The sequence below is a fragment of the Algoriphagus namhaensis genome (assembly GCF_042649705.1).
GTDB lineage: Bacteria > Bacteroidota > Bacteroidia > Cytophagales > Cyclobacteriaceae > Algoriphagus > Algoriphagus namhaensis.
The window spans coordinates 16,550-42,460 of the sequence record NZ_JBHRZS010000002.1 but is presented as its reverse complement, the minus strand read 5'-3'; the positions used below and the strand labels follow the sequence as shown (position 1 = coordinate 42,460).

Annotated in this window: 26 protein-coding genes; 16 read left to right on the top strand and 10 right to left on the bottom strand. The window is 40.2% G+C overall.

Annotated features, from left to right (window positions below; genetic code table 11):
- Nucleotides 1–2: 2 nt before the first annotated feature.
- Complete coding sequence (locus ACFOSV_RS00215; protein WP_377902178.1) at nucleotides 3–242, bottom strand: hypothetical protein; 240 nt, start codon at nucleotides 240–242, stop codon at nucleotides 3–5.
- A gap of 4 nt (nucleotides 243–246) precedes the next feature.
- Here ACFOSV_RS00215 and ACFOSV_RS00210 point away from each other — a divergent pair, with 4 nt between their 5' ends.
- From ACFOSV_RS00210 to ACFOSV_RS00200, 3 genes are all read left to right on the top strand, one after another.
- Nucleotides 247–1,440: a metallophosphoesterase gene (locus ACFOSV_RS00210; RefSeq protein WP_377902177.1), complete on the top strand. Its 1,194-nt coding sequence runs from the start codon at nucleotides 247–249 to the stop codon at nucleotides 1,438–1,440.
- A 498-nt stretch (nucleotides 1,441–1,938) separates the two neighbouring features.
- Nucleotides 1,939–2,670, top strand: a complete 732-nt coding sequence (locus tag ACFOSV_RS00205) for a hypothetical protein (RefSeq protein WP_377902176.1) — start codon at nucleotides 1,939–1,941, stop codon at nucleotides 2,668–2,670.
- Nucleotides 2,671–3,065: 395 nt separating this feature from the next.
- A complete protein-coding gene (locus ACFOSV_RS00200) occupies nucleotides 3,066–4,025 on the top strand; it encodes a glycosyltransferase family 2 protein (protein WP_377902175.1) in 960 nt (319 codons plus the stop codon).
- Between the two features lie 318 nt (nucleotides 4,026–4,343).
- Here the strand turns inward: ACFOSV_RS00200 and ACFOSV_RS00195 are convergent, their stop codons facing one another.
- Nucleotides 4,344–4,562: a transposase gene (locus ACFOSV_RS00195; protein WP_449224148.1), complete on the bottom strand. Its 219-nt coding sequence runs from the start codon at nucleotides 4,560–4,562 to the stop codon at nucleotides 4,344–4,346.
- 202 nt (nucleotides 4,563–4,764) lie between these two features.
- Here ACFOSV_RS00195 and ACFOSV_RS00190 point away from each other — a divergent pair, with 202 nt between their 5' ends.
- The gene (locus tag ACFOSV_RS00190) at nucleotides 4,765–7,128 is read left to right on the top strand and encodes a tetratricopeptide repeat protein (protein WP_377902173.1); all 2,364 of its coding nucleotides are present in this window, start codon (nucleotides 4,765–4,767) and stop codon (nucleotides 7,126–7,128) included.
- Between the two features lie 137 nt (nucleotides 7,129–7,265).
- A complete protein-coding gene (locus tag ACFOSV_RS00185; RefSeq protein ID WP_377902172.1) occupies nucleotides 7,266–7,622 on the top strand; it encodes a tyrosine-type recombinase/integrase in 357 nt (118 codons plus the stop codon).
- 24 nt (nucleotides 7,623–7,646) lie between these two features.
- On the opposite strand, the gene ettA is transcribed toward ACFOSV_RS00185, so the two are convergent.
- Complete coding sequence (gene ettA, locus ACFOSV_RS00180; protein ID WP_377902171.1) at nucleotides 7,647–9,326, bottom strand: energy-dependent translational throttle protein EttA; 1,680 nt, start codon at nucleotides 9,324–9,326, stop codon at nucleotides 7,647–7,649.
- A 126-nt stretch (nucleotides 9,327–9,452) separates the two neighbouring features.
- Here ettA and ACFOSV_RS00175 point away from each other — a divergent pair, with 126 nt between their 5' ends.
- Complete coding sequence (locus ACFOSV_RS00175) at nucleotides 9,453–10,700, top strand: DUF349 domain-containing protein (protein ID WP_377902170.1); 1,248 nt, start codon at nucleotides 9,453–9,455, stop codon at nucleotides 10,698–10,700.
- A 78-nt stretch (nucleotides 10,701–10,778) separates the two neighbouring features.
- Nucleotides 10,779–11,000, top strand: a complete 222-nt coding sequence (locus ACFOSV_RS00170; RefSeq protein WP_111322787.1) for a DUF2795 domain-containing protein — start codon at nucleotides 10,779–10,781, stop codon at nucleotides 10,998–11,000.
- A 27-nt stretch (nucleotides 11,001–11,027) separates the two neighbouring features.
- On the opposite strand, the gene ACFOSV_RS00165 is transcribed toward ACFOSV_RS00170, so the two are convergent.
- The 5 genes from ACFOSV_RS00165 to queA all read right to left on the bottom strand — a co-directional run bounded on the left by ACFOSV_RS00165 (nucleotide 11,028) and on the right by queA (nucleotide 15,532).
- On the bottom strand, nucleotides 11,028–11,759 hold the full coding sequence (locus ACFOSV_RS00165; protein WP_377902169.1) for a LytR/AlgR family response regulator transcription factor: 732 nt from the start codon (nucleotides 11,757–11,759) through the stop codon (nucleotides 11,028–11,030).
- The gene (locus ACFOSV_RS00160) at nucleotides 11,756–12,691 is read right to left on the bottom strand and encodes a sensor histidine kinase (RefSeq protein ID WP_377902168.1); all 936 of its coding nucleotides are present in this window, start codon (nucleotides 12,689–12,691) and stop codon (nucleotides 11,756–11,758) included. The genes ACFOSV_RS00165 and ACFOSV_RS00160 overlap by 4 nt, the downstream gene beginning before the upstream one ends.
- A 135-nt stretch (nucleotides 12,692–12,826) precedes the next feature.
- Nucleotides 12,827–13,615, bottom strand: coding sequence for a LiaF transmembrane domain-containing protein (locus tag ACFOSV_RS00155; RefSeq protein ID WP_377902167.1), 789 nt, complete (start codon nucleotides 13,613–13,615; stop codon nucleotides 12,827–12,829).
- Between the two features lie 126 nt (nucleotides 13,616–13,741).
- The gene (locus tag ACFOSV_RS00150; RefSeq protein ID WP_377902166.1) at nucleotides 13,742–14,419 is read right to left on the bottom strand and encodes a 2-C-methyl-D-erythritol 4-phosphate cytidylyltransferase; all 678 of its coding nucleotides are present in this window, start codon (nucleotides 14,417–14,419) and stop codon (nucleotides 13,742–13,744) included.
- A gap of 63 nt (nucleotides 14,420–14,482) precedes the next feature.
- Nucleotides 14,483–15,532, bottom strand: coding sequence for a tRNA preQ1(34) S-adenosylmethionine ribosyltransferase-isomerase QueA (gene queA, locus ACFOSV_RS00145; protein WP_377902165.1), 1,050 nt, complete (start codon nucleotides 15,530–15,532; stop codon nucleotides 14,483–14,485).
- A 127-nt stretch (nucleotides 15,533–15,659) separates the two neighbouring features.
- Between queA and ACFOSV_RS00140 the strand changes: the two genes are divergently transcribed.
- Nucleotides 15,660–16,907, top strand: coding sequence for an ABC transporter permease (locus ACFOSV_RS00140; protein WP_377902164.1), 1,248 nt, complete (start codon nucleotides 15,660–15,662; stop codon nucleotides 16,905–16,907).
- Nucleotides 16,908–16,974: 67 nt separating this feature from the next.
- Here ACFOSV_RS00140 and recA read toward each other — a convergent pair whose 3' ends face one another.
- On the bottom strand, nucleotides 16,975–18,006 hold the full coding sequence (recA, locus tag ACFOSV_RS00135) for a recombinase RecA (RefSeq protein ID WP_377902163.1): 1,032 nt from the start codon (nucleotides 18,004–18,006) through the stop codon (nucleotides 16,975–16,977).
- Nucleotides 18,007–18,186: 180 nt separating this feature from the next.
- On the opposite strand from recA, the gene ACFOSV_RS00130 reads away from it, so the two are divergent.
- From ACFOSV_RS00130 to tsf, 8 genes are all read left to right on the top strand, one after another.
- Nucleotides 18,187–18,981, top strand: a complete 795-nt coding sequence (locus ACFOSV_RS00130; protein WP_377902162.1) for a DUF3108 domain-containing protein — start codon at nucleotides 18,187–18,189, stop codon at nucleotides 18,979–18,981.
- Nucleotides 18,982–19,128: 147 nt separating this feature from the next.
- On the top strand, nucleotides 19,129–19,818 hold the full coding sequence (locus ACFOSV_RS00125) for a response regulator transcription factor (RefSeq protein ID WP_377902161.1): 690 nt from the start codon (nucleotides 19,129–19,131) through the stop codon (nucleotides 19,816–19,818).
- Between the two features lie 2 nt (nucleotides 19,819–19,820).
- Nucleotides 19,821–20,882, top strand: a complete 1,062-nt coding sequence (locus ACFOSV_RS00120) for a sensor histidine kinase (RefSeq protein ID WP_377902160.1) — start codon at nucleotides 19,821–19,823, stop codon at nucleotides 20,880–20,882.
- Between the two features lie 137 nt (nucleotides 20,883–21,019).
- Nucleotides 21,020–21,730 carry an RluA family pseudouridine synthase gene (locus tag ACFOSV_RS00115; protein WP_377902159.1) on the top strand — a complete coding sequence of 237 codons (711 nt, stop codon included), beginning with the start codon at nucleotides 21,020–21,022 and terminating at the stop codon, nucleotides 21,728–21,730.
- 176 nt (nucleotides 21,731–21,906) lie between these two features.
- Nucleotides 21,907–22,350 (top strand): 50S ribosomal protein L13, encoded by a 444-nt coding sequence (rplM, locus tag ACFOSV_RS00110; RefSeq protein WP_377902158.1) that lies wholly within the window; start codon nucleotides 21,907–21,909, stop codon nucleotides 22,348–22,350.
- A gap of 11 nt (nucleotides 22,351–22,361) precedes the next feature.
- Entirely contained in the window at nucleotides 22,362–22,748 is a 387-nt protein-coding gene (gene rpsI / locus ACFOSV_RS00105) for a 30S ribosomal protein S9 (protein ID WP_377902157.1), read from the top strand.
- 39 nt (nucleotides 22,749–22,787) lie between these two features.
- Entirely contained in the window at nucleotides 22,788–23,552 is a 765-nt protein-coding gene (gene rpsB, locus ACFOSV_RS00100) for a 30S ribosomal protein S2 (protein WP_377902156.1), read from the top strand.
- A gap of 164 nt (nucleotides 23,553–23,716) precedes the next feature.
- A complete protein-coding gene (gene tsf, locus ACFOSV_RS00095) occupies nucleotides 23,717–24,547 on the top strand; it encodes a translation elongation factor Ts (protein WP_377902155.1) in 831 nt (276 codons plus the stop codon).
- 64 nt (nucleotides 24,548–24,611) lie between these two features.
- On the opposite strand, the gene ACFOSV_RS00090 is transcribed toward tsf, so the two are convergent.
- The gene (locus ACFOSV_RS00090; protein ID WP_377902154.1) at nucleotides 24,612–25,901 is read right to left on the bottom strand and encodes an aminopeptidase P family protein; all 1,290 of its coding nucleotides are present in this window, start codon (nucleotides 25,899–25,901) and stop codon (nucleotides 24,612–24,614) included.
- Nucleotides 25,902–25,911: the final 10 nt, after the last annotated feature.

Genomic DNA, 25,911 nt, shown 5'->3' with positions numbered 1-25,911 from the left:
GGTCAATAGGCTTGTTTGGAATATATTCCTTTACAAAGAAAAAGAAAAGCCAATGGATTTTTCACCAAAAGACTGAAAAGCAAAAGACTTGGGGCAATAAAGTTCATATAGCTTTTAAATTTTAAAGCCTCTCTGTCATTCCTTTCCTGCTTGCTTTTTCTAGAACCTTTCAGGTACTTTTGACAGTTTAAGACTATATCCAAATCAAACTCTCCTGCTGTGGTTTTCTTTCGAATTTTCATCTTTTTGATCTTTATAGCCTTGATCGACTGGTATTCATACCAGGCTTTCAAAACTGCCTTCCCCTCAAATACTTGGGTTAAAGTAGCCTACTGGGCCTTTTCAGTTTTGGTGTATGGCTATGTGGCTTATGGATTTCTAACCTTCAGCCGAGAGGCCATGAGCCCTAGCTTTGGGAAAATGGTTTCCATTCTTATTCTCTCCCTGATTCCCAAATTAATTGTATTAGCATTTCTTTTTGGAGAGGATATTCTACGTTTTTTCTCGGGAGCCTTTCAATCACTAGCTGGGGGAAGAGAAGGGGATTTTTTACCCGATCGAAGAAAATTCATCAGCCAAACCGCTTTAGCTTTCGCAGCCGTTCCGTTTTTGGGGATCCTACATGGAGTCTTGATTGGGAAATACCGCTATCGAGTGATGAAGCACACCCTGGAATTTGAGGATTTGCCCGAAGAATTTGATGGCTTTACCATCACTCAGATTTCAGATATACATTCGGGGAGTTTTGATGATAAAAAGAAGCTGGAATATGGCGTAGATCTGATTAATCAGCAGAATTCGGATATCATTCTTTTCACCGGGGATTTGGTCAATAATCAAGCAAAGGAGATGGAGCCTTGGATGGAAACCTTCCAAAGGCTTAAAGCTCCCATGGGCAAATACTCTATTCTCGGCAATCATGACTATGGCGACTATGTGGCTTGGCCGAGCGAAGAAGCCAAGGCCGCTAATATGCAGCGGCTATACGATATCCAAGAGGAATTGGGGTTTAGGCTCTTAAGAAATGAACATGTGAAAATCACTAGGGGCGGAGCAAGCATAGACCTGATTGGAGTGGAAAACTGGGGAAAGGGTTTTGCGCAGCATGGCGATCTGCCGAAAGCTACAGCCAACCTCAGTGATCAAAGTTTTAAAGTCCTGATGAGTCATGATCCCTCCCATTTTGATGAGGAGGTGAAAAAGTTTTCCCAATTTATCCATCTTACCCTAAGTGGCCATACCCATGGCATGCAGTTCGGGATCGAGATCCCAGGATGGATCAAATGGAGTCCGGCATCCCTTCGCTATCCCAAATGGGCAGGACTATACGAAGAAATGGGTCGCTACTTACATGTGAACCGAGGCTTTGGATTCCTAGCCTTTCCCGGGCGAGTGGGAATCTGGCCGGAGATAACAGTGCTGACGTTGAAAAGGAAGTAATTGTCCAAGTAGAGCTCGTAGTTTTAACGTGTGGAAATGGATCTCGACAAATTTTGTGGAATGACTTTAACTATTTTAAGAGATGAATTTACAAATCCCTTAATGACATAAAGGTGTAATTAAAATTGGAGCCTAGGAAAAATATGATACTATCCTCAGGGGCAAGTGCTGGGCAATTCTTAAGGTGGCGCACTTCGATCGAGTTAGGTGCCAAAGACAAAACGCATCCCCTAAAACTTCTAGGCGACTCTCATCAAAATTAAAAAATACCCAGTAATAGCTATTGCGAATCAAGGGCTAAATGACGATCTTACAACTCTATCAAAAAGCGAAAAAAAAATCAAGCGGAAAGTTATCCGTTTGTATCCATTTGTTATCAGATAAAGCTAATATTCAGATAATAAAGCCGAATTTCACAAATTTCCCGAAACAAAACATATAAGATATATACGCACCTGGTTGCGTGTAGCGACTCTTCAGCCAAAATTGCAACACATTATGTTTGAAAATTATCCAAAAACGAGGCCTCCTTTATCCAAAGGAATTAAGGAGATTTACAATCAACATTACAAGTCAAATCGTGACGGGGATACACCTGCTTCTGGATTAGCTCAAAAAATGGAACAATGGCTACATAAAAAAGTGAGTTCTGATGTTACTTTCTATCATGATAAAAGAACACTGGAAATAGGTGCTGGAACACTAAACCAATTAAAATACGAACAATCTGATTATTATGATATAGTTGAACCCTTCGAAGCTTTATTTCTAAATTCTTCAGACCTGAAAAAAATCAGAAGCGTTTATAGGGATATTGATGAAGTTGATATTTCTAACCAATATGATAGAATCACATCTATTGCAACGTTTGAACATATAACTGACTTGCCAAAAGTTGTGGCAAAATCATGTCTATTATTAGATCCAAATGGTTCATTAAGGACAAGCATTCCGAATGAAGGAACATTTTTATGGACCTTGGCTTGGAAAATGACAACAGGCTTGGAATTCAAATTGAGGCATGGGCTAGAATATGGAAATCTAATGAAATTTGAACATGTGAATACAGCTAAGGAAATAGAAGAAGTATTGAACTTTTTTTATAATAGTAATACATGTAAAGTTTTTGGGTTAAACAAAAATATAGGTCTCTACCGATTTTATGAAAGTAGAAATCCAGATAAAGAAAAGGCTAAAAACTACCTTAAAACTTTGGCTAACAAAACCTAAACTGCATTAAAACGCAGAATCATAAAACGTTAGCAACAATAAAAAAATTAAATGACATCATAAATAGGAAACTCCCTAAAACATCTTCTAAAAATATATCAATAAATAATGAGCAACTTTATACAATCTAGATCTCAAGACTTCTATTAATATTAATCGTTTTGTTTGCTATTCTTATACGTTACTAAAATTTTTTATGATTGGAAAAAGAATCAATAGCAAAAAATTTGTGTTTCAATGTAATAAAAAGCAGGTTTTGGATCAGATATGTCTATATAAATTACTAATACGTCACTGCCTAAGTTATATCTATTGCAGGAAGAATCCCCCAATTTTGAGTCGATATTTGATGATTCATCTCAATGTAAAATTTAGAAAAATAACGGGAAATGTTCATGAAATTGAATAAAAGAATTACTGTTGTCATTCCTTGCTATAAAGTCTCTAAACAAATTAGAGGTGTTATTCACTTAATACCAGAGTTTGTAGACAAAATAATAGTTGTAGACGACGCATGTCCCGAAAATTCTGGTGCCTTAGTAAAGGAAATGGATATAAGTATTGTGGAAGTTATATTTCATAAAAAAAATAAAGGTGTTGGAGGAGCTGTAATTAGTGGTTTTAAAAAGGCGATTGAGCTACAAAGTGATATTGTAATTAAATTGGATGGAGATGGCCAAATGAATCCAAATGAAATTGTAAAACTAATAAACCCTTTACTCTATGATAGGGCTGATTATGTAAAAGGGAATCGTTTTAATGATTTCAAAGCACTAAAAAGAATGCCCAAAATAAGACTTTTTGGTAATAGTTTTTTATCTTTTACTATAAAATTGGCTTCAGGCTATTGGGACATTATGGATCCAACAAATGGATTTTGTGCTATTTCTAAGGATTCTTTATGTGAACTAAACCTAAATAAAATTGATAATAGATATTTTTTTGAGACCGACATGCTCATAAATTTAAATCTTTTAAACAAAGTCGTTGAAGATATTTCTATTTCTGCAATTTATGGGGATGAGACTAGTAATCTCAACATAAAAAGGGTTATTTTAAATTTTCCTATAAAAATATTGAAGGGGTTAATCAAAAGAATATTTTACAAATACTATATTTATAATTTTAATATGGCCTCAATCTATTTTCTAATTTCTATCCCCCTACTTTTATTTGGTTTGTTCTTTGGAGGTTATAGCTGGATAATGGGTATTATGGAAAACACTGCAAATAATTCTGGAACCATAATGCTTGCCGCTTTACCAATTATTTTGGGAATTCAATTTTTATTACAAGCCATTAGTATCGATATTAATAGTATTCCCAAAAAGCTCCAACCTTATAACAAATCATAAAAAACACTTAGTCACCTCTGGCGGAAAAGCCATACTCCACCCGATATTCATCGGGACAGGCTATCAAGAGTCTCTTAATTAGGAGCGCCAGTTTCAGGTTAGTTCAGTACCTGCTCAAGCCCCAAACCATACAAGAGTTTCAAAAAATTGAACTCACGTCCCGACATCTGTATGGGAATTAGAGGTTTGCAGCATGTATAAGGCTTGTTCAGAGATCTCCGATAAGAACTAATTTGAATAGCCCATCTTAAACGCTTCCTTGGCCTTTAGCACTTGATAGATTCTTGAGAGTAAATTTCTTGCAATAATTACAATGGCTCACTTTCCAGTATTTCCTAGCCAAAATTCTTGGAATCGAGTCAGCATTAGCAGAACTTGTTGAAATGTGGTTACGGTGAACTTAAATAGCGAGCTCCGCAAAACCTGATGATCCAGGTAAGTCATATATCCTTTTCGATCTGCTTCACCACTCAGGTGTAGAATTGGCTTCAGACCGATGTAACTGTTGAAGTGTTTGAAATTTCCCAAGCGATGAATATCCTCTTCACGAAGGCTGTATCTTTGACCTGCCTCAGCTGCATAGAGTCATTCTTGTATTTTGACTTTCGCTGTAACCATCGAACTGTGTCTAATTATTCAAAAAAATATTCTTTCCAGTTTAATTTTTAAGATAAGATTAGCGCACCATGGAAAAATCAAAACAATTTGTGTTATTTGTATGTATTACAATTCGATCAAAATGAAAGGTAGCAACACTTCAGGTAAAAACAACTCAAGTTATATCAAAAAGAAGGGTTTTCTAATATTGGTAGGCATTACATTAGCTACATTGATATTTGCCTATTCAAATCATTTTTCAAATTCTTTTCATTTTGATGATAGTCATACTATTGAAAGCAACAGTGCCATTCAAGAAATCAATGTCAGGCTTTTTTTTACGGATGGAAGTACGTTTAGTTCATTACCTTCTAATCAAAGCTATCGTCCTTTAACAACATTAGAAAATGCAATTGATTACAAAATTGGAGATGGTCTTGACACCAAAGTATTTCATATCCATATATTTCTCACATTCTTAATCACTTGTTTTTTAATAGGACTCTTTATCAAAAAGCTATTAGACCGAATCAACTATTCAGAAGACAACAAGTATTGGGCACTTTTATGTGCCGCAATTTTTGGTTTTCTCTGTGCAAATGCAGAAACAGTGAATTACATCATCCAACGAGCAGAAATTACTGCTGCACTATCTGTCCTTGCCGGATTTGTGGCATTTCTCAGCAGAGGCTTTTGGAGGAAATTTTATGTCTATCTTTTATTTCCGCTAATTGGATTTTTTGCTAAGGAGATGGCGTTTGTTTTTGCTCCTCTATTATTACTCTATTTATTAATATTTGAAGAAAAGGTTGATCTATTTCACTTTTATAGAAAAGAAGAATTCAAAAAAACATTAAAGTCTCTTTATAAAGCATTACCAGCATTTATTTTAACGATCGCTTTTTATATATTCTATACAAACATACGGCCAATTACCTTTAATCCAGGGGGGGTAAGCACGTTTAATTATCTGATAACTCAACCTATGGTTATGGCGCACTATATCGCCACCTACTTTATTCCTTATAATTTATCGGCAGATACCGATTGGGTGGTCTATACTTCTCTTTTCGACTATAGAGCAATACTTGGAATTGTGATTATTACTTTACTGGTTTATGTAGCATTAAGAGCTTCTAACAAGAAGGAAACTCGACTATTTTCATTTGGATTCTTATGGTTTTTTATATCCTTGTTACCAACTTCTTCCATTATACCTTTTGCGGAGGTATTAAACGACCATCGGACGTTTATTCCATACATCGGATTAACAATCGCTTTTGTGTTTGGCACAAATTATCTCTTAAAGAAATATCTACACCATTTTCTAAAAAACCAAAAAGCAAAGACTATCATTTTTATTGGAATAATTGTCTTTTTAGCAGCCAATGTTTATGGGGTACGACAACGAAATAAAGTTTGGAACAATGCACTTAGTTTATGGAAGGATGTTACCATTAAGAGCCCCAACAATGGACGCGGTTTAATGAATTACGGATTGGCACTAATGGCTAAAGGAGAATATGCTGATGCTGAGAGTTACTACAAACAAGCTCTTCTATTAAATCCAAATTATGCCACATTATATATTAATCTAGGCATTTTAAACAATGCAATGGGAGATAAAATTGAGGCGGAAGACTATTTTAAACAAGCGCTAGAATTAAATCCAAATAGCCACAGTGCCTTATATTATTATGCCAGATATTTGAATGAGAACAATAGATTTGAAGAAGCTAAGGATCTGTTATCAGAGGCCCTAAGAATTTCACCTACTTATACGCATGCCCAGGTGTTATTGTTAAACCTCCATCATAAAGCAGAAGACTGGGATAAATTAAAAAACTTAGCTGAAAGAACCTTGAACAAATCACCAAATAATGGCATAGCTAGGAAATATTTAAATATAGCTCAAAATAAGAAGTCCATCTCTATGATTTTGGAAGAAGAAGCACACATTGAACCATCAGCGGAAAAATATCTCAATTTAAGCCTCCACTATTTTAGAGCTAACAAATTTGAAAAAACCATTTCTGCAGCAACATTAGCTTTAAGTTTAAAAAATAATTATCCAGAAGCATACAACAACATTGGAATTGCCCACTTTAGATTAGGTGAATATGATAAAGCCATTAAAGCTTACACTAAGGCATTAAACCTTAAACCAGATTTTACACTTGCAAAAAACAACTTGTCCGATGCAATTAATGCTACTGAATTACAAAATCGCAATTCGAATACTAAGAATTCATCTGCAGAAGATTTTTTAGCTTTAAGTTTAAAATTCTATAATAATGGAGATTTTTCATCTTGTATAAAAGCTGCACAGAAGTCAAATGAAATTTCACTTAGCAGTGCTGCTTTTAATAATATTTGTGCAGCATACAATCAGCTCAAAAAGTATGACAAAGCTATTGAAGCTTGTAACCAAGCTTTGAAATTAGACACATCCAATAAACTGGCTAGAGGAAACTTAAATTTTTCCATTTCACAAAAAATGAATTGAAATTCAAAAAGAACTTCCCAAACCACACAATTGAATCCATGAAAATATCCATTATTAGTTCTTCTTATAACGAGACAAAAATTTAAGAGTCGCTTTTAAGCAAGAGAAAAGCATTCATAACTTCAAAAGAGTATGAAGTGATATTAAGTAAACATACATCCAAAGACGATTCATTAACTATTTTAAAACAGATGAATAAAAGCAAGGTGTATAGTGGCAGTAGTTTACAGGAAGTGCTAAAGTCAGCGGTGAAGAAGGCGGGGATTAAAAAACCTGTCACACTTCATTGGCTTAGACACTCGTTCGCTACCCTTCTTTTGAAAGGACGTACGGACCCATGGCATATCCAAGAGCTCTTGGGTCATAACCCTAGTAAACCCACAAAAATATATACACATGTAAGTCGAAAAAACCTCCGAAGTACCTTTACCTCGGAGGTTTTATTCATTTCAGAAAGATCGCTTCACAGCATTTGCAATGACGACTTCCTTTGAGAATTCTGATTTTAGCTTTCAGTCTTACTTCAAATTCTTATACCGAATTCTCTTGGGTGTCACATCTACCAACCTTTTCTTCTTGTTCTCTTCGTAGTCAGAGAAATTACCCTCAAACCAATACACCTGCGAGTCTCCCTCGAAGGCAAGAATATGCGTACAGATACGATCTAGGAACCATCTGTCGTGGGAAATCACCACCGCGCATCCTCCGAAGTTTTCCAGTGCCTCCTCAAGCGCTCGAAGTGTGTTTACGTCCAGATCATTGGTGGGCTCATCAAGGAGAAGAAGATTTCCTCCCTCTTTCAGCGTCAAGGCGAGATGTACTCTATTTCGCTCCCCTCCTGAGAGTACGCCTACTTTTTTCTCTTGATCACCTCCACCGAAGTTAAACTTCGAAACGTAGGCCCTGGCATTTACTTCTTTATTGCCCAGTTTGATAAATTCATTTCCTTCAGAAATGGTCTGATACACCGATTTGGCAGGATCGAGGATATCATGCCCCTGATCTACATAGGCTAGTTGGACCGTCTCCCCGACTTCGAAATGACCTGCATCTGGTTTTTCCTGACCGGTAATCAGTTTGAAAAGTGTGGATTTACCTGCACCATTCGGACCAATGACACCGACGATACCACCCTGCGGCAAAGCAAAAGTGAGATCTTCAAAAAGCAATTTATCTCCATAAGCTTTGGACACCCCATTCACTTCGATGACTTTGGCTCCCAATCTTGGCCCTGGAGGAATAAATAGCTCCAGCTTGGCTTCTTTCTCCTTGGCGTCCTCGCCCACTAATTTGTCATATGCACTAAGTCTTGCCTTTCCTTTGGCCTGTCGGGCCTTGGGTGTCATACGAATCCATTCCAACTCTCTCTCTAGGGTCTTCTGACGCTTAGATTCTGTCTTTTCCTCCTGCTTCAGTCGATTTTGCTTTTGATCTAGCCAAGAAGAATAGTTTCCTTTCCAAGGAATCCCCTCTCCACGATCCAGTTCTAAAATCCAACCGGCTACATTATCCAAGAAGTATCTATCGTGCGTTACGGCGATCACCGTTCCTTTGTAATTCTGCAAATGCTGCTCAAGCCAATGTACCGATTCGGCATCGAGGTGGTTGGTAGGCTCATCGAGAAGCAAAACATCTGGCTCCTGAAGCAGAAGACGGCAAAGTGCCACTCTTCGCTTTTCACCGCCCGAAAGATTCGCAACGTTGGCATCCGCTGGAGGAAGTCGTAATGCGTCCATAGCTTTATCCAGCATCACATCGAGTTCCCAGGCATTGGCTGCATCCAGTTTTTCTTGAACTGCACCTTGACGCTCGATGAGTTTATTCATCGCATCGGGATCTTCCATGAGGGCTGGATCCATAAATTGCTCATTGATGGCTTCAAATTCCTTCAGCAGATTCACGGTATCTGCTACCGCTTCCTCCACCACTTCTTTCACTGTTTTGGAAGGGTCAAGCTTAGGTTCCTGCTCCAGCATACCCACAGTGTAGCCAGGAGACCAAACCACTTCGCCGAGAAATTCGGTGTCCATGCCAGCGATGATTTTTAGAAGAGATGACTTACCCGATCCGTTCAGACCTAGCACGCCGATTTTGGCACCGTAAAAAAATGAGAGATAGATATTATTGAGGACTTTCTTTTGGGGAGGGTAAATTTTGGATACCCCCGCCATGGAAAAGATGATTTTTTCTGCACTCATGGGTCTTTATTTTGTAGTTTTTTGCTTTGACTTCAAAGATGGCAAAAAAAGCCCTTTCTTAGGATAAGTGCATTTGAATTAATTAATTTGCAAAATTGAAACCGACCAACTAACCTATTAGAGTGCATGGAGCATCCCTACGGATATATCAAGGATAATAAAGTTTTTTTAAAGGGATTCTTGGGGCAGAAAGATCGTGAGATAGGTGAAGTCAAGGAGGATGAAGCCTCTACGATCGCATATTTTGAAAATCGATTCGAACTCCTCAAGCAAAAAGTAGAAAAACTCAAGCAGGATATTGCTGAGAATCAAAATAAGGGCTCATTCCTAATGAAGCTGGTGCATCTCAAAGAATCTTTGATGACGCCTGATGCTTTGGGTGATTTCGTGAGTTTGATTAAGGATCTTGAGCAGCAAGAGACCTATCTCAATGAAATCATAGCCGGAAATCGAGCAAAGAATCTCGAGCTGAAGAGAGCTTTGATCCAAGAAGCCGCGACCAAGACTAACGATACGGACTGGAAAGCCACCACGGACTTCTACAAGGAACTCAAAATACGTTGGATCAAAACCGGTCCGGTAGAAAAAGCCGTTGAAGCAGAAATCGAGGAAGAGTTTGAATTTTACGTTCAAAATTTCTTCGAAAACCGAAGACATTACTACGAAGGACTTTCGCTGCAAGCGGATGAAAACATCAAGGTATACGAGGCTTTGGTGGAACAAGCCAGAGAGGCGCATGACTTGCCTGATGTCAGAATGGCCTTTGAAATCTCCAAGCGGATTCAAAAAGAATGGAAACAATCTGGTAAGGTTCCAGCCGAAAGAAGGCAGCCCCTCTGGGATGAGTTCTCAAAACTCAACAATAGGATTTTCTCAAAGTACAAGCGAGCACTCAATCCTGGCCCAACCCTTCACCCACGTGAAGTGATTAAAAAAGTGGAGGAGCTCACTGCAAAAGTTAAGCGACTGGCAGGCGAACCCACTTCCTATCAGGTAATCAATGAAGCAAAAGAAATCCAGCAGGAGTGGAGAAAACTACCTCCACGTAAACCTCGGGAAGCAAACATGGCCGCAAAATCCTTTCAGTTTTTTTCGGATATCATTTTCGAGAAATCCTTTTTGGAGCGCCTAGTAAAAAATAAATACGATGACTTTGATTCAAAGTCTGAAGCGGATCAAAAACAGCTCAAAATAGCCCTTTTAAAGGACCTATTGAGAAGAGATCAATCGGAGTTGGAGAATGTTCAAAACAATTCGGATAATTTCCGAGTACAAACAAAGGACTTTGAAATTGCGATGATGAAAAAATTATCTGCTTTGAAGCGGAAAGTTGACGTAAAAAATTATATTCTTAGACAACTTTCGTTTAAATAATCAGTAGAAGATTGAATATTTCAAAAATTTTATACTTTTGCACACTTTAAAATCCGGAACGATTAAATATTAATAACTATGTACTGGACACTAGAACTAGCTTCCTATCTTGAAGACGCCCCTTGGCCAGCAACCAAGGATGAATTGATCGATTACGGTATTCGCTCAGGCGCACCTATGGAGGTCGTTGAAAACCTCCAAGAGCTGGAAGACGATGGGGAACCTTACGAAACCATCGAGGAAATTTGGCCGGACTATCCGACAAAAGATGATTTCTTCTTTAATGAAGATGAGTATTAAATAGAAAAGTCCCACGCGGGACTTTTTTTATAACCCAAGTACAAGTCTTAGTCGTGAATACCCCGATTTGCTCACCGGAATCTTTTCGCCGGATTTCAGCATGAGTAAGTAGCTGTCTCGTTCATAAGGCTCTATTTTGGTGATTTGATCGATATTCACAAGGAAGGAGCGATGCGTCCGTGCAAATTTACCTTCTTCCAAAGCTTGTTCCAGAGATTTCATGGTCATCTTTTTTAGGAATTTTCCTTCCGGGGTATGAATCTCCACATAATCATCCTGCGCCTCAAAAAAACGAACCTCCGACGTTGGTATTATTTTGATTTCATTCTTTACGCGCACCACCAATCGGTGATTTTTTTCAGCCAGGTTATCTAACCCATCCCCTTCTTCCTGAACCGCTTCAGAAGTTCGGTTTTTCAAAAATCGATCCACCGCTTGTTGAAATCGACTTTTAGAAAAAGGCTTCATCAAATAATCAATAGCCCGGGCATCAAAGGCCTTCACCGCATATTCGTCGTATGCTGTGGTGAAAATCACTGCTGGAGGATTGTCCACCAATTCCAGCATCTCAAAACCGGTAATTTTGGGCATCTGAACATCCAAAAAAATCAAATCGGGTTTCCATTCTTGGATTGCCTTCAGCCCTTGAAAGCCATCTTGACACATTGCCACCACCTCGAATTCTGGGAGTTCTGCTAGAAATTCTTGGACCACGCCTGCTGCTAATGGCTCATCATCTATGATTATGGCTCGAATCATTTGAGTTGCGGAATTTTGATTGAAACTCTAAATAGTGCCCCCTCTGCTCCAGTTTGAAGGAGATCTTTCCTTCCGAAAAGTAAGAACAATCGCCTTTCTACAGAACTAAGCCCAAAGCCTGTCCCTTTGGGTGAGGAGTGATTTGGATCAAAAGGATTTTCCAAAATGAGCTCGAGATAGTTATTTACCCTGTTCGCCTTCAAAGAGATTTTGACTTGCTCAGTAGTACCGTACAGTCCATGTTTGATCGCATTTTCTAGCAGTGGCTGGATCAGAAGCTGAGGTATCTTAAATACCTCTACTTCCTCAGCAACATCCAAATCCACTTCCAAGCGATGGCCAAAGCGGACTTTTTCGATATCCAGATAAAGCTTCAGGTAATTGAGCTCTTCAGCTAGCGGAACCCATTTTTGATGATCCTTTCGAATCGTTCCACGAAGAAAGTCAGAAAGCTGCAAAACCATTTCTCTAGCCTTGTCAGGTTGGCTCACGACGAGTGCATTGATGGAATTTAGGCTATTGAAAAGAAAATGAGGTTGAAGTTGCTGCCGCAATTGAGTCAATTCGACTTCTTTAGATAGTTCCTGCATCATGATCTCACGATCTTGAATTATTTCCTGCTGCTCTAATTTACCCACCACTATGGCGATCAAGGTAACTAATGTCAAACTTATCCAATAGACAGCCATGCGGATGGGAATCGCATTTGCTAGAAAGTCAACATAGCCTGGATGCTCATCAAAGAACAACTCCAATGAGAAATAATGTATTACTACCCCCACCACGCTTAAAATCAATGGAAGGATCAAAAGCAACCAGATACTCCCACTTTTAGGAAGATAGAAGGTGAAAATCCGATCCAAGAGCATGACTCCCAATTGGAAAAGTCCCCCAAAAATTATTGCATCCAAAAGTGCTACTGACGTTTCCAATCCATAAAATTTGAGCAAAACGAAAGACCCAAGGATCCAGACTAAGCTGGCTCCTTGGATTATCCAATTTGCTTTGATGGGATTAGAAAATGCTTTGGAAAACAAAATGGTGACTATTTTAAGATTGGAATCTCGTTAAAATGATTTGATTTCCAAACCTCCGAAGAAAACAGTTCCCTTTAGAACCAAGACCTTCTGTGGATCTACTTCGGCTTCACGATAGATCCTTTTGTCTTCAATCCCCGCTGCGATATTGGTCACTTCTGTTCGTACATCCCAATGCGGTGGAACAACAAGTTTCATCCCACCAAAAATTACATCCACCTGAACGGTTACCATGCCATTGAAGTCGGCTTGAGTAAAATCCAAATCAATCCCTCCAAACGCCGCAGTCAATTTACCGCCTTGAAAGTTTTTGGTCATCACACGCTTATTCACGCCACTAAAAATGGCGTCCACATTAAGTCGCTCTGAGAAAGTAGCTCCTTTGGCCACGAAGGGATTTCCCTGAGAAGTTGAATCGCTTGTACCTGAATTCAACTGATCATCCAGATTTTTCATACTAGCATCCATCTTCCGCTGCACATCGGCAAGGATATTGTTTTCCTTACGCTTTTGAGTCACCAGGTAAATACCTAGCAAAATCAAAGCTACGGGGAAGATAAATCGCTCGATCCCAAAGTCGAAGCCAAATTCTCGTTCAAAAAGAAAGTAGAGTCCAAGGCCAAGAACAACGGATCCAAAAAAGCTTTTGAAGCCATGTTTGATCAATGTGAAGGTACCAATAGCTACCAAAATCATTGGCCAGGAAATGATCCAATCTGGAACGAAGAATCCCAATTTGCGGGCAAGAATCAAGACACCCACCCCAATGATTAAAAAACCGAAGATGATACCGGAGTCGTTTGAGTTGTTATTTTTCATGGTTTTGAGAATTAAATGATGCTCAAACTTAGATAGCTAATCACTCCTAGCCCATATCAAATAGGCTATCTGCCGGGAACAGTCGGTAAAGACTACAAAAAAGTCGGTGAAAATGTAGCGGGAATTTTAACCGACCTTGCTTAGTAGGTATTCGGCATAGCTGAGATCATCAGGAGTGGTGATCTTGATGTTCTCTAAATTTCCATCAATCAAGGATACCTGCCAGCCTTGGAACTCATACACTGTGGCGTCATCGGTAAATTGTGGGATTTCCTCCACCTCAAATGCTTTTTTGATTTTGGAGACTTGAAATGTCTGCGGGGTTTGAACCAACCTAAATTGCTGTCGCTCTTGGAAAAAAGATTCCCCGGAATCGGTGAGTTTGCGCAGCGAATCTTTCAGGGGCACTACAGCAATGGCACTGCCATCTTTCTTCGCTACCAGAAAACTCTCCTGGATCACTTCAACGGCTACGAATGGACGTACCCCGTCATGGATAGCCACGACGCCTTCTGTGCCTTCGATAACTGCCAAGCCGTTGCTGACCGATTGGAAGCGAGAAGTCCCTCCTGCTACTACCTGATGCGGCACAGCGAAGTCATATTTGGCACAAAGCCCCTTCCAAAATTCAAAATCAACACTTGGGATCACCAAAATCAACTTGCAAAGTGGTTCAGCTAGATGAAATTTTTGGATCGATCGCATCAACACTGGCAAGCCCTTTATGGGTAGATATTGCTTGGGTAGGTCTGTACCCATTCGAGTTCCTTTGCCTCCGGCCACGATCACCGCGTATTTTTCCACAGGGTTTATATGTTTGATTAAAAAATCAAATATAAAAAAAGCCCCGGTTGGGACTTTAAGATTTTACAATATCAACATCGCGTCACCGTAGGAGAAGAATTTGTACTTCTCTTTGATGGCCACTTTGTAGGCTTTCATCACGAGGTCATATCCTCCAAATGCTGAAGCTGTCATCAGCAAAGTGGACTCCGGAAGATGGAAGTTTGTGATCAATGCGTTGGCAATTTTGAATTCGTAAGGTGGGATGATAAACTTATCCGTCCAGCCAGAACTCTCTTTCAATCGACCATTGGCAGTGACAGATGACTCTATGGTCTTAAGTGAAGTAGTTCCCACTGAAACCACACGCTTCTTCTCATCCAATGCACGATTTACCAAATTAACTGTCTCTTCGGGTATGAAATAATTTTCCGAATCCATTTTATGCTTGGTAAGGTCCTCTACTTCCACTTTTCTGAAAGTACCTAAACCTACGTGCAAAGTAATCGATGTCACATCTACACCTTGAAGCTCTAGTCTTTTTAGCAAGTGCGGAGTAAAATGCAATCCTGCGGTTGGGGCTGCCACAGCACCCACATTCTTTGCATAAACCGTTTGATAGCGATCGCGATCTTCAGCTTCCACTTTTCGCTCGATAAACTCCTTCAACAATGGCGTCTCACCTAATGAATCTATCGTCTTGTGAAATTCTTCCATTGTTCCATCAAAAAGGAATCGGATCGTTCGCCCTCTGGAAGTAGTGTTATCAATGACCTCAGCGACCAAATCACTGTCACCGAAATACAATTTATTTCCAACACGGATTTTACGAGCGGGATCCACAAGCACATCCCAAAGTTTAAGCTCAGGATTCAATTCTCTCAACAAAAAAACCTCGATTTCGGCACCTGTTTTTTCCTTGTTACCGTACAACCTAGCTGGGAATACCTTCGTGTCGTTTGTCACAAAGACATCTCCTTCGCTGAAATAATCGGTAATATCTTTGAACATTTTATGCTCAATTTCACCAGTATCTCGATGAACCACCATCAATCGTGATTCATCTCGATTATCAGCGGGATATAGGGCTACAAGTTTTTTGGGAACGTCAAATTTGAAATTTGATAATTTCATAAAGCGGCTTTAGTGAAAGAAAGATTTTAATTATTCTAGATTAACTCTAAAAAGTGCAAAGATAGTAACAATAATGCCTAAATTCAGCTAACTTGACAAATTGTTTTAACCAACTATTAGTAAAAGCATGAAAGTCCTTGCCCTAATCTGGGAAAGTTTCCTTTTCTCTGTAGACGCTCTAAAGACCAATCTCACCCGGACTGTACTCTCACTCCTCGGGGTAACTGTGGGTATATTCGCCATTATCGCAGTTTTTACTTTGGTGGATTCCCTTGAAAACAACATCAAGTCTTCATTTGATTTTCTAGGAACCAACGTGATCAATGTAGGTAGATTTCCCTTCACCGATGATGGTCGGGATTACCCTTGGTGGAAATATTTCCGAAGACCTCCAGGATCTCTAGAAGAATATGAATTTCTTCAAGAAAGACTTAAAAGCGCTGAAGCTATCACAATTTCTGTTTCTGCAGGAACTACGGTAAAGGCTGGATCCAGTGCGTATGAAGGAACTCAGATCACCGGAGTCTTGGAAACCTACCCAGAAGTGTTTGATGTGCCTCTAGAAACAGGCCGGTTCTTTACAGATTCAGAAGTGAAGGCAGCGCGAAATGTCGCCATCATTGGGCAGGAGATCGCTACCACACTCTTCCCAAATTCGCCCGCTGTGGGCAAAGAAATGAAGATTCGAGGAATGAAATTCACAGTTGTAGGAGTATTTGAAAAAGAGGGTGAGGGACTATTTGAGATTTCATCCAAAGATCAAACCGCTCTAATTCCTTTTGGTGCCTTTTCCAAAATGTACTATGTGGGCGGACGACGTGGTGTAGAACCGACCATCGCTGCCAAAGGAAGTGAAGATGACATTGGACTTGTCGAGCTTGAAAATGAAATGGCAGGTTTACTTCGAGCCAAAAGAGGCCTGAAACCAAAAGAAGAAAACAACTTTGCGCTAAACAAGACTGAATTTGTTCAGAATGCCATAGGATCTGTATTCGATGTAATCTCAGCTGCAGGCTGGGTCATCGGTGGATTTTCCATTCTGGTTGGTGGATTTGGGATCGCCAATATCATGTTTGTCTCGGTACGTGAGCGAACCAATATCATCGGGATTCAAAAATCTCTTGGAGCAAAAAATTATTTCATCCTTTTCCAATTTCTTTTTGAGGCTGTTTGCCTAAGCTTGATCGGCGGATTGACCGGGATCGTGCTAGTGTACTTCTTAAGTTTTATGCAACTGGGGAGTTTGGAATTGGTTCTATCCTTTAAAAACATTGTACTCGGACTAGGTGTCTCTTCAATAATCGGAATAGTATCAGGGATTGTCCCAGCTACTTTAGCCGCGAGACTTGATCCGGTTGAAGCTATCCGAGCCTAATTCGGCTTTAAGCAAAAAAAGGGGATCACAATTGATCCCCTTTTTTTATGAATTGAAAGTTTAAAGATTAATCCTCTTCTTCTTCTAAAATTGCTTTTGCTGGAGTCAAACCTGCAGCAGATTTGATTTTTACCTCTAACTCATCCATCAATTCAGGATTGTCTAGCAGGATGTTTTTTACTGCATCTCGACCTTGGCCAAGTTTCTCTCCATTGTAGGAGAACCATGACCCAGCCTTTTTGATAATATCGAACTCAACACCCAAGTCTAGGATTTCACCTACCTTAGAAATACCCTGACCATACATAATATCAAACTCGACAATTTTGAAAGGAGGTGCTACTTTGTTTTTCACCACCTTTACTTTGGTTCGGTTACCAAGCACATTGTCTGCACTTTCTTTGATCTGACCAATTCTACGGATATCCAGACGAACAGAAGCATAAAACTTCAGTGCATTACCACCAGTGGTCGTTTCAGGATTTCCAAACATGACCCCGATTTTCTCACGAAGCTGATTGATGAAAATGCAGGCACAGCCCGTTTTGTTTATGGCTCCGGTAAGCTTTCTCAATGCTTGAGACATCAGTCGTGCTTGCAGACCCATTTTGCTATCTCCCATGTCGCCCTCGAGTTCGCTCTTTGGAACCAAAGCCGCCACCGAGTCAATCACGATAATATCAATAGCTCCCGAACGAATCAAATGCTCAGCTATCTCCAACGCCTGCTCTCCATTATCTGGCTGTGAAATCAGTAGATTGTCAATATCAATCCCAAGCTTCTCTGCGTAGGTTTTATCAAAAGCGTGTTCCGCATCAATAAAAGCAGCAAGTCCTCCCGCTTTTTGTGCTTCAGCGATGCAATGCATGGTGAGGGTGGTCTTACCAGAAGATTCTGGACCATAAATCTCGATGACTCTCCCACGTGGGATTCCACCTATTCCTAGAGCCATATCAAGCCCCAAAGAACCCGTCGAAATCGCCGGAATATCTAGAACATGATTGTCGCTCAGCTTCATTACTGTACCTTTGCCATAGGTTTTTTCCAGTTTGTCAATGGTCAGTTGTAAAGCTTTTAACTTTTCTGCGTTATTACTCATGAGTTGATTAGTAAAGAATTCAATTTAAGTGAAATTAGTCAAACAATGAGGGATTACCAAGAGAGGTTTTCTCATTTGTTTTGCAGCCCTAAATTCGTAATTTCCGCTACCTTTCACCATGATTTTTTGAATCAAATTTTAAAATCCACACAAAATTGTCACGTATTGTCTGAGCAAGTCATGCGCAAAACATCCTTTTTAATTAGTTTGATTTTTCTGACAGCCTTTGGCAGGGTTTGCGGACAGACTATGACTTCTACTTTACCCTTTGAATATGGGGAGGTATTAAACTTTGAGGTCAGCTATGGTTGGCTCAATCTAGCAGATGCAAAGCTAGAAATTCACAAACGCCCACAGCAAATGAATGGGGAGGAGCATTTCAAAATAGATGTTTTTGGCAAGACCAAGGGTGCCGCTACCATTTTTGGAAAGGTAAATGATAATTGGGGCACCTATTTGAACAAAAAGACCATTCTACCTTCACAGTCTTACCGTCACATCGAGGAAGGAAACTATCGCAAGCATGAAGTGATAGACTTTGACCAAAAAGCTAAAAAAGCATACCTCACTTTATATGATAGGGATAATGTTAGGGTGAAGGAAAAGCGACTTTTTGACCTGCCGGGAGAAGTACAGGACATCGTCAGTGGCTTTTATCAGCTTCGAACCATGAATTTGAAAGCTCTCGACCCTGGGGAAACAGTGGTGATTCGTGGCTTCTTTGATAAAGAAATCTACAATATCAAGCTCATCTACGAGGGTGAGGAAAAAATTGAAACAGTCTTTGGGATGCAAGACACCTTTGTTTTTAGCCCTCAGATTCCAAAAAACAAGCTTTTTCGGGGAGAGTATCCAATCAAAGTCTGGGTAACCCAAGATGCGAACAAAATCCCCGTTCGCATCAAAGCCAACCTTTTTCTTGGCTCATTGAATCTGGATATCGTATCTGCCAAAGGGCTAATCAACCCATACTGAACAATAGGATAACATTAAGTTAACGTCTTTCCTTTTTTTCAAATTATTCTTTTGTTTTTCTTTCGTGATCAAATCATAACGGTGCTTTATTTGGCTTTTTTGCCTAAATAATCATTATTTTTAATCAACTAATTGTAGCCAGGTATCATGGGAAAAAAGAATAAGATCAAAGTCCTAGTCGTAGACGATGAACCGGATATCGTAGAAATCCTGAAGTATAATCTGGAAAAAGAAGGCTATCAGGTAGAAACAGCCGAAGATGGCATTAAAGGTGTGAAAACCGCATCTAAGTTTTTCCCAGATGTAATCCTTCTCGATATCATGATGCCGAAGCAAGATGGGGTAGAGACCTGCTTGCAGCTGAGGGCAATCCCCGAATTGAAAAACACCTTTATTATATTCCTCACGGCAAGAATGGAGGAATATTCCGAAGTGGCTGCATTTGATGTGGGCGCGGATGATTACATCACGAAGCCCATTAAGCCCAGAGCCTTGATGAGTCGGATCGCTGCGCTTTTCCGCAGAGAATCCAAAAAGGAACAAGAACAGACCAAAATCCAGGCAAAAGACCTTCTCATTGATCGCGGAAGCTATACCATAGAAAAGGATGGAAACCAGATTTCGCTCCCTAAAAAGGAATTTGAACTGCTTTACTTTTTAGCCAAAAACCCTAATACCGTTTTTTCCAGAGACGAACTACTCCATAATATATGGGGTGCAGATGTCTTTGTACTTGCACGTACTGTGGATGTACATATCCGTAAGGTTCGTGAAAAAATAGGAGACGATTACATCAAAACTGTCAAGGGTGTAGGATATAAATTTGATCAGGCCTAGACATGCTAGGAACCTCCCGTGGCATCGCTTTGATTCTTGCAATCATCATCGGACTGATGGTGGCAGCTTTTCTTTCTTTGATGGATGACGCCACGGTCAATTTGATTTTGGTAGCCGCTGGACTAGCATTTTCAGCTTCTTACATTTTCATCTTCATCACACTGGAGTTTCTGGTATTTCGGGAGATCGGGAACATTTATTCCCTTTTGGAAAAAATCCAAAAGAAAAAGCATGGAGAAATCATTACCGAAAAATCTGGCTCTGCCTCTATTTCTCCCCTTCGGAAAATCAACAAAGTGATCAACTCCTACGCCATTGCACAGCAAAAGGAAATTGATGCTTTACAGAAAAATGCAGAGTACCGTCGAGAATTTGTAGCGGATATTTCTCATGAATTGAAAACACCGATTTTCGCTACGCAAGGTTACATTCACACCTTGCTAGATGGAGCCATAGACGATAAGCAGGTACGAATGAAATTCCTGAAACGTGCTGCCAAAAACCTTGACTCTCTTGATAAGCTCGTCATGGACCTTTTGACGCTAAATCAGATTGAGAGCGGAGACATCGATTTTCATTTTTCAGAATTTAGACTGAAAGCTTTGGTACTGGAGGTAATAGACCAACTCGAACACAAAGCCACCAAGAAAGGCATCAGTCTGAAATTCAAGTTTGAAGAGGGAGTGGACTACCTCACCTATGGAGACGAAGACAAAATCTATAGGGTGATTCAAAATCTCCTTTTTAACGCCATTAATTACAACAATAAAAAAGTAGGTGGTGAAGTGGAAGTAGAATTAAAAGCGGGAAAATCCAGTATCCAAGTATCCGTCAAGGATAATGGCAAGGGTATTCCGGCAGAGGACATTAAGCATATTTTTGAGCGATTTTATCGTGTGGAAAAAAGCCGATCCAAAGAAAAAGGCGGAACTGGGCTGGGCCTCGCCATAGTCAAGCATATTTTGGAAGGACATAAAAGTAAAATCTCCGTAAGTTCCACAGTGGGTAAGGGCTCTGTCTTTAGCTTTTCATTGCCACTAATCAAGGAGGATGAGGCAGAATAATTTCTGAAAAGAAAAATACTGCAACGATCTCACCTAAATCCCCAGAAACTTGGAAATCGCAATGAATTCTAAATGAAATAAGCGAGTCGATTTTTTTATTCCTTAGTTTTGCCTTTCCAGAACAGGAAAACTGAATTATGAAAAAAATATCCTTCTCTTCTTTAATCTTATTTGAAAGCGAAGATTACATCGTGATCAACAAGCCTCCTTATCTTTCAAGCTTGGATGATAGACATGAAGCGCAAAACATTCTGGACCTAGCGCGTACCTATACCCCCGACCCGCAACTTTGTCATAGACTAGACAAGGAAACCTCAGGATGTCTTGTAATTGCTAAGAATCCGGTTGCCTATCGAAACTTAGCCATGCAGTTTGAAAACCGAAAGGTAGACAAGGTCTATCATGCAGTAATCGAGGGTATCAAAGAATTTGATCAAGAGCTTGTGGATAAAAATCTGGCAGCTACCACTAAAGGAGTGGCAAAGGTCACCAAAGCCGGTAAGCCTGCACAAACGATTTTTCACACTTTAAAAACCTATTACGCTCACACGTTGGTGCAGTGCAAGCCGATCACAGGCCGTTTACATCAGATCCGGGTGCATTTGGCTTTTCTGAAATACCCTATCTGCGGCGACACCTTATATGGAGGCAAACCTCTTTACCTCTCTTCCCTGAAGAGACGTTTCAATCTTAAAAAGGAGACCGAGGAGCTTCCAATTATGCAGCGAGTCTCACTGCATGCATTCGCGATTTCCTTTCTTGGGGTTAAAGGAGAGTCTATTTCTGTCGAATCCCCCTACCCCAAAGACTTCCGTGTTTTGACGCAACAATTGGAAAAATCAGCCTAAATTCGTTGAAATTTCAGAAGATAATTTTCTCGAGTGAGATTACGTGCAGGCTAAGCCAATGAAAATTAGGACTTAGTATTGTAAATTTTTTGCATGCAAAATAAATTACTTCTATCTTTGTGTCCCTTTTTGAGGGCAAAATATATTTAATACGCTAAAAATTAAACAGTTACGCAGTGGATACTTTGAGCTACAAGACGATCTCAGCCAATGCCGCAACCGTAGACAAACAATGGGTCGTAGTCGATGCCCAGTCTGCAGTTCTAGGCCGATTGGCGAGTGAAGTCGCAAAAATCTTAAGAGGCAAAGTAAAGCCAAGCTTTACTCCTCACGTGGATTGCGGTGATAATGTAATCGTAATCAACGCAGACAAAATCCGACTAACTGGTGACAAGTGGGACTCCAAAGTTTATGTGAGACACACTGGATATCCAGGAGGTCAGAGAATTTCTACCCCAAAATTGTTGAAAGACAAATCCTCAACCATTTTAATCGAAAAAGCGGTGCGAGGCATGCTTCCTAAAAACAGACTAGGAAGAAAGCTTTATGGCAACCTCTATGTATACGAAGGGGCTGAGCATCCGCATGAAGCGCAGCAGCCAAAATCTATCACCCTTTAATCGAACAAATCATGGAAATGATCAACAAAATCGGTAGAAGAAAGACCTCTGTGGCCAGAATCTATATGGCTCCAGGGAATGGAAACATTACCGTCAATGATAAGTCATTGGAAGTTTACTTCCCATTTGACCTTCACCAGATCGTAGTGAAGCAGCCGCTTTCACTCGTAGGTGTAGACGGAAATTATGACATCAAAATCAATGTAGACGGAGGTGGTATCAAAGGGCAGGCAGAAGCAGCTCGTATGGCTATCTCTAGAGCTTTGTGCGAATTTGACGAGGAGCACAGAGGTCCATTGAAAAAAGAAGGTTTCCTTACTCGTGACCCAAGAATGGTCGAGCGTAAGAAGCCAGGACGAAGAAAAGCAAGAAGAAGATTCCAGTTCTCGAAGCGTTAATTCGAATCTATTCTTACATCATAGAAAAACAATTTATTAATGGCCAATTTAGAATACAAAGACTTACTAGATGCTGGTGTCCACTTCGGACACTTGACGAGAAAGTGGGATCCGAGAATGGCTCCATATATCTTTATGGAGAAGAACGGTATCCATATTATCGACCTTAACAAAACGCTTGCCTGCCTCGAAGAAGCATCTAACGCAGTGAAGCAAATCGTACGTTCCGGTAAAAAAGTGATGTTCGTCGCTACCAAAAAGCAAGCAAAAGACTTGGTAGCTGAGGAAGCACGCAGATTGAACATGCCTTACACCACCGAAAGATGGTTGGGTGGTATGTTGACCAATTTCGCTACAATCCGAAAGTCGCTAAAGAAGATGTCAACTTTGGAAAAAATGACCAAAGAAGATGCCTACACAAACTTGGCGAAGAAGGAGCGATTGATGCTTAGCCGTCAAAAGGAGAAAATGGAAACTGTACTTGGAGGCATCGCCGACTTGACTAGACTTCCAGCAGCCCTTTTCATCGTGGACATCAAGCGTGAGCACATTGCTATCGCCGAAGCAAAAAAATTAGGTATACCTGTTTTCGCACTAGTGGATACTAACTCCAACCCAAATGAGGTGGACTTCCCTATCCCAGCGAATGATGATGCCTTTAAATCTGTTTCTCTACTCGTAAAAGCATTCGGTGCAGCTATCGAAGAAGGTCTTTCAGAGCGTAAGAAAGACAAGGACGAAGCTAAATCTTCCGAAATGGAAGCTGAGAAAAAAGCACTTGACGCAGCTGAGACAGAGGAATAATCCACTGCATGATTTGATTACATAAAAAAATTGAACATCAGGCTTTCGTCTATGTTCAATTTTTTTGTTTTACCTCCTTTCTCAGGAGGAAAAAACCAATACTCCGCTGCTCGCAGCGAAATAGATTCTATAAATCAATAACGTTCCAATAAAACGACAACACAATGGCAATTACTGCACAAGAAGTAAACAAACTAAGACAAATGACCGGCGCCGGTATGATGGATTGCAAAAAAGCTTTGACTGAAGCTGAAGGTGATTTTGAAAAGGCAGTGGACATCCTTAGAAAAAAAGGACAAAAAGTATCTGCATCTAGAGCAGACAGAGAGACCAAAGAAGGTGTGGTAGTCACTCACGTTTCTGCTGACGGTTCTAAAGGAACACTTCTTTCTTTGACTTGTGAGACTGATTTTGTGGCTAAAAACGAAGAGTTCGGTGCTTTCGCAAACTCACTTCTTGAAACTGCTGTAGCAAGCGGAGCTTCTTCTGTTGAAGAAATCCTTGCACTTCCTTACGAAAATATCACTGTAGGTGAGAAAATCGTGGAAATGACTGGTAAGATCGGTGAGAAAATCTCCATCTCTCATTTCGAAGTAGTAAACGCTGAAAGCGTAGTTCCTTACATCCACTCGAACGGTAAGCTTGGTGTATTGGTAGGTTTGACCAACACAAGCGGAACTGATGCTGAAGAAGCTGGAAAAGACGTAGCGATGCAAATTGCAGCAATGAATCCAGTAGCCGTAGATAAAGACGGTGTAGATTCTAGCGTTGTAGAAAGAGAAATCGAAGTAGGAAAAGAGCAAGCTAGAGCTGAAGGTAAGCCTGAGGAAATGCTTGAGAAAATTGCTCTAGGCAAATTGAACAAGTTCTACAAAGAGAATACTTTGCTTAGCCAGTCTTTTGTAAAAGACAACTCTAGGACTATCGCTCAATATCTTGACGGAGTAAGCAAAGGAATGACTGTATCAGCATTCAAGAGAATCTCTATCGGATAATCCATTATTGCACATCCTGCAATCAACCAAAAAAGCTCTTCCTTTCGGAAGAGCTTTTCTTTTTTTAAGCATTCATCAAGTCTTCAATTTCTTCTGGGTCAATCGGGATATTTTTCATCAGGTCTAGATTTCCTCCTGACTTCACCACCACATCATTTTCCAGTCTCACTCCAAAACCCTCCTCTGGAATATAAATTCCTGGCTCTACAGTAAATACCATGTTTTCTACAATGGGATAATGCATCGTGCCCACATCATGTACATCCAACCCCAAATGATGGGAAGTGCCATGCATAAAGTATTTTTTATAGGCAGGCCATTTAGGGTCTTGCTTTGAGATATCCTTTTGAGTGATCAATCCAAGTCTTAATAATTCGTCTTGCATCACTAAGCCAACTTCACGATGATAGTCCTGAATAGTCACACCTGGAACCAACATGCCAGTGGCGATATCTTTTACCCTAAGAACGGATTGATAGACATCCTTTTGACGTGATGTAAATCGACCATTCACAGGGATGGTTCTAGTCATGTCCGCATTGTAATTGCCATACTCCGCACCCACATCCATCAGAAGTAGTTCCCCATCCTTGCAGGCTTTATTATTTTCTAAATAATGCAACACACAAGCTGAGGCTCCCGAAGCAATGATCGGCTCATATGCGAAACCCTTGCTGCGATTTCTTACAAACTCATGCAGATACTCCGCTTCGATCTCGTACTCAGTCACCCCTGGCTTTACAAAACCTAGTACCCGACGGAAACCAAGTTCTGTGATGTCGCAGGCCATTTGTAGTTGCGCGATTTCCTCTGGCTCCTTCACCCCTCTCAATTCGTGCATAATAGGCGCTAGACGATTGTATTCATGAAGCGGAAACTGCGCTTTACAACGCTCGATAAATCTCGCATCTCTTGTCTGCACCACCACTCCAGCTCTCAGATGCTCATTTGTATTCAGATAGATATTTTCACAAAGGGCGGTTACCGTGTTAAAAATCTGATCAAAGCTACCTAGCCACTGGATATTCTCGATTCCCGAGGCTTCTTGCGCTTCTTCTTTGGTGTATTTATGACCTTCCCATACAGCAATGTGTTCATTGGTTTCTCGGAGAAAAAGAACTTCCCGATAATCCTTTACTGGACAATCAGGGGCAATCAAAAGGATTGACTCTTCTTGATCGATTCCGGAGAGGTAGAAAATGTCATTGTTTTGCCTGAAACGCATGGTACCATCCGCATTGGTAGGCATGATGTCATTTGAATTCAAAATGGCAACGCTTCCAGACTGTAGTTTCGAAGCGAGTTTTGCTCTATTCCGCTGATAGAGTTCTTTGGGAAGTGGAGTATATTTCATCTTAATAAAA

Coding starts and splice junctions, on each gene's coding strand:
- ACFOSV_RS00115 (WP_377902159.1), top strand. CDS start 21,020: ATGAAAAAAATATCCTTCTCTTCTTTAATCTTATTTGAAAGCGAAGAT.
- rpsI (WP_377902157.1), top strand. CDS start 22,362: ATGGAAATGATCAACAAAATCGGTAGAAGAAAGACCTCTGTGGCCAGA.
- recA (WP_377902163.1), bottom strand. CDS start 18,006: ATGAGTAATAACGCAGAAAAGTTAAAAGCTTTACAACTGACCATTGAC.
- ACFOSV_RS00125 (WP_377902161.1), top strand. CDS start 19,129: ATGGGAAAAAAGAATAAGATCAAAGTCCTAGTCGTAGACGATGAACCG.
- ACFOSV_RS00120 (WP_377902160.1), top strand. CDS start 19,821: ATGCTAGGAACCTCCCGTGGCATCGCTTTGATTCTTGCAATCATCATC.
- ACFOSV_RS00200 (WP_377902175.1), top strand. CDS start 3,066: ATGAAATTGAATAAAAGAATTACTGTTGTCATTCCTTGCTATAAAGTC.
- ACFOSV_RS00170 (WP_111322787.1), top strand. CDS start 10,779: ATGTACTGGACACTAGAACTAGCTTCCTATCTTGAAGACGCCCCTTGG.
- ACFOSV_RS00140 (WP_377902164.1), top strand. CDS start 15,660: ATGAAAGTCCTTGCCCTAATCTGGGAAAGTTTCCTTTTCTCTGTAGAC.
- ACFOSV_RS00175 (WP_377902170.1), top strand. CDS start 9,453: ATGGAGCATCCCTACGGATATATCAAGGATAATAAAGTTTTTTTAAAG.
- ACFOSV_RS00090 (WP_377902154.1), bottom strand. CDS start 25,901: ATGAAATATACTCCACTTCCCAAAGAACTCTATCAGCGGAATAGAGCA.
- tsf (WP_377902155.1), top strand. CDS start 23,717: ATGGCAATTACTGCACAAGAAGTAAACAAACTAAGACAAATGACCGGC.
- ACFOSV_RS00155 (WP_377902167.1), bottom strand. CDS start 13,615: ATGAAAAATAACAACTCAAACGACTCCGGTATCATCTTCGGTTTTTTA.
- queA (WP_377902165.1), bottom strand. CDS start 15,532: ATGAAATTATCAAATTTCAAATTTGACGTTCCCAAAAAACTTGTAGCC.
- ACFOSV_RS00190 (WP_377902173.1), top strand. CDS start 4,765: ATGAAAGGTAGCAACACTTCAGGTAAAAACAACTCAAGTTATATCAAA.
- ettA (WP_377902171.1), bottom strand. CDS start 9,326: ATGAGTGCAGAAAAAATCATCTTTTCCATGGCGGGGGTATCCAAAATT.
- rpsB (WP_377902156.1), top strand. CDS start 22,788: ATGGCCAATTTAGAATACAAAGACTTACTAGATGCTGGTGTCCACTTC.
- ACFOSV_RS00205 (WP_377902176.1), top strand. CDS start 1,939: ATGTTTGAAAATTATCCAAAAACGAGGCCTCCTTTATCCAAAGGAATT.
- ACFOSV_RS00130 (WP_377902162.1), top strand. CDS start 18,187: ATGCGCAAAACATCCTTTTTAATTAGTTTGATTTTTCTGACAGCCTTT.
- ACFOSV_RS00215 (WP_377902178.1), bottom strand. CDS start 242: ATGAAAATTCGAAAGAAAACCACAGCAGGAGAGTTTGATTTGGATATA.
- ACFOSV_RS00165 (WP_377902169.1), bottom strand. CDS start 11,759: ATGATTCGAGCCATAATCATAGATGATGAGCCATTAGCAGCAGGCGTG.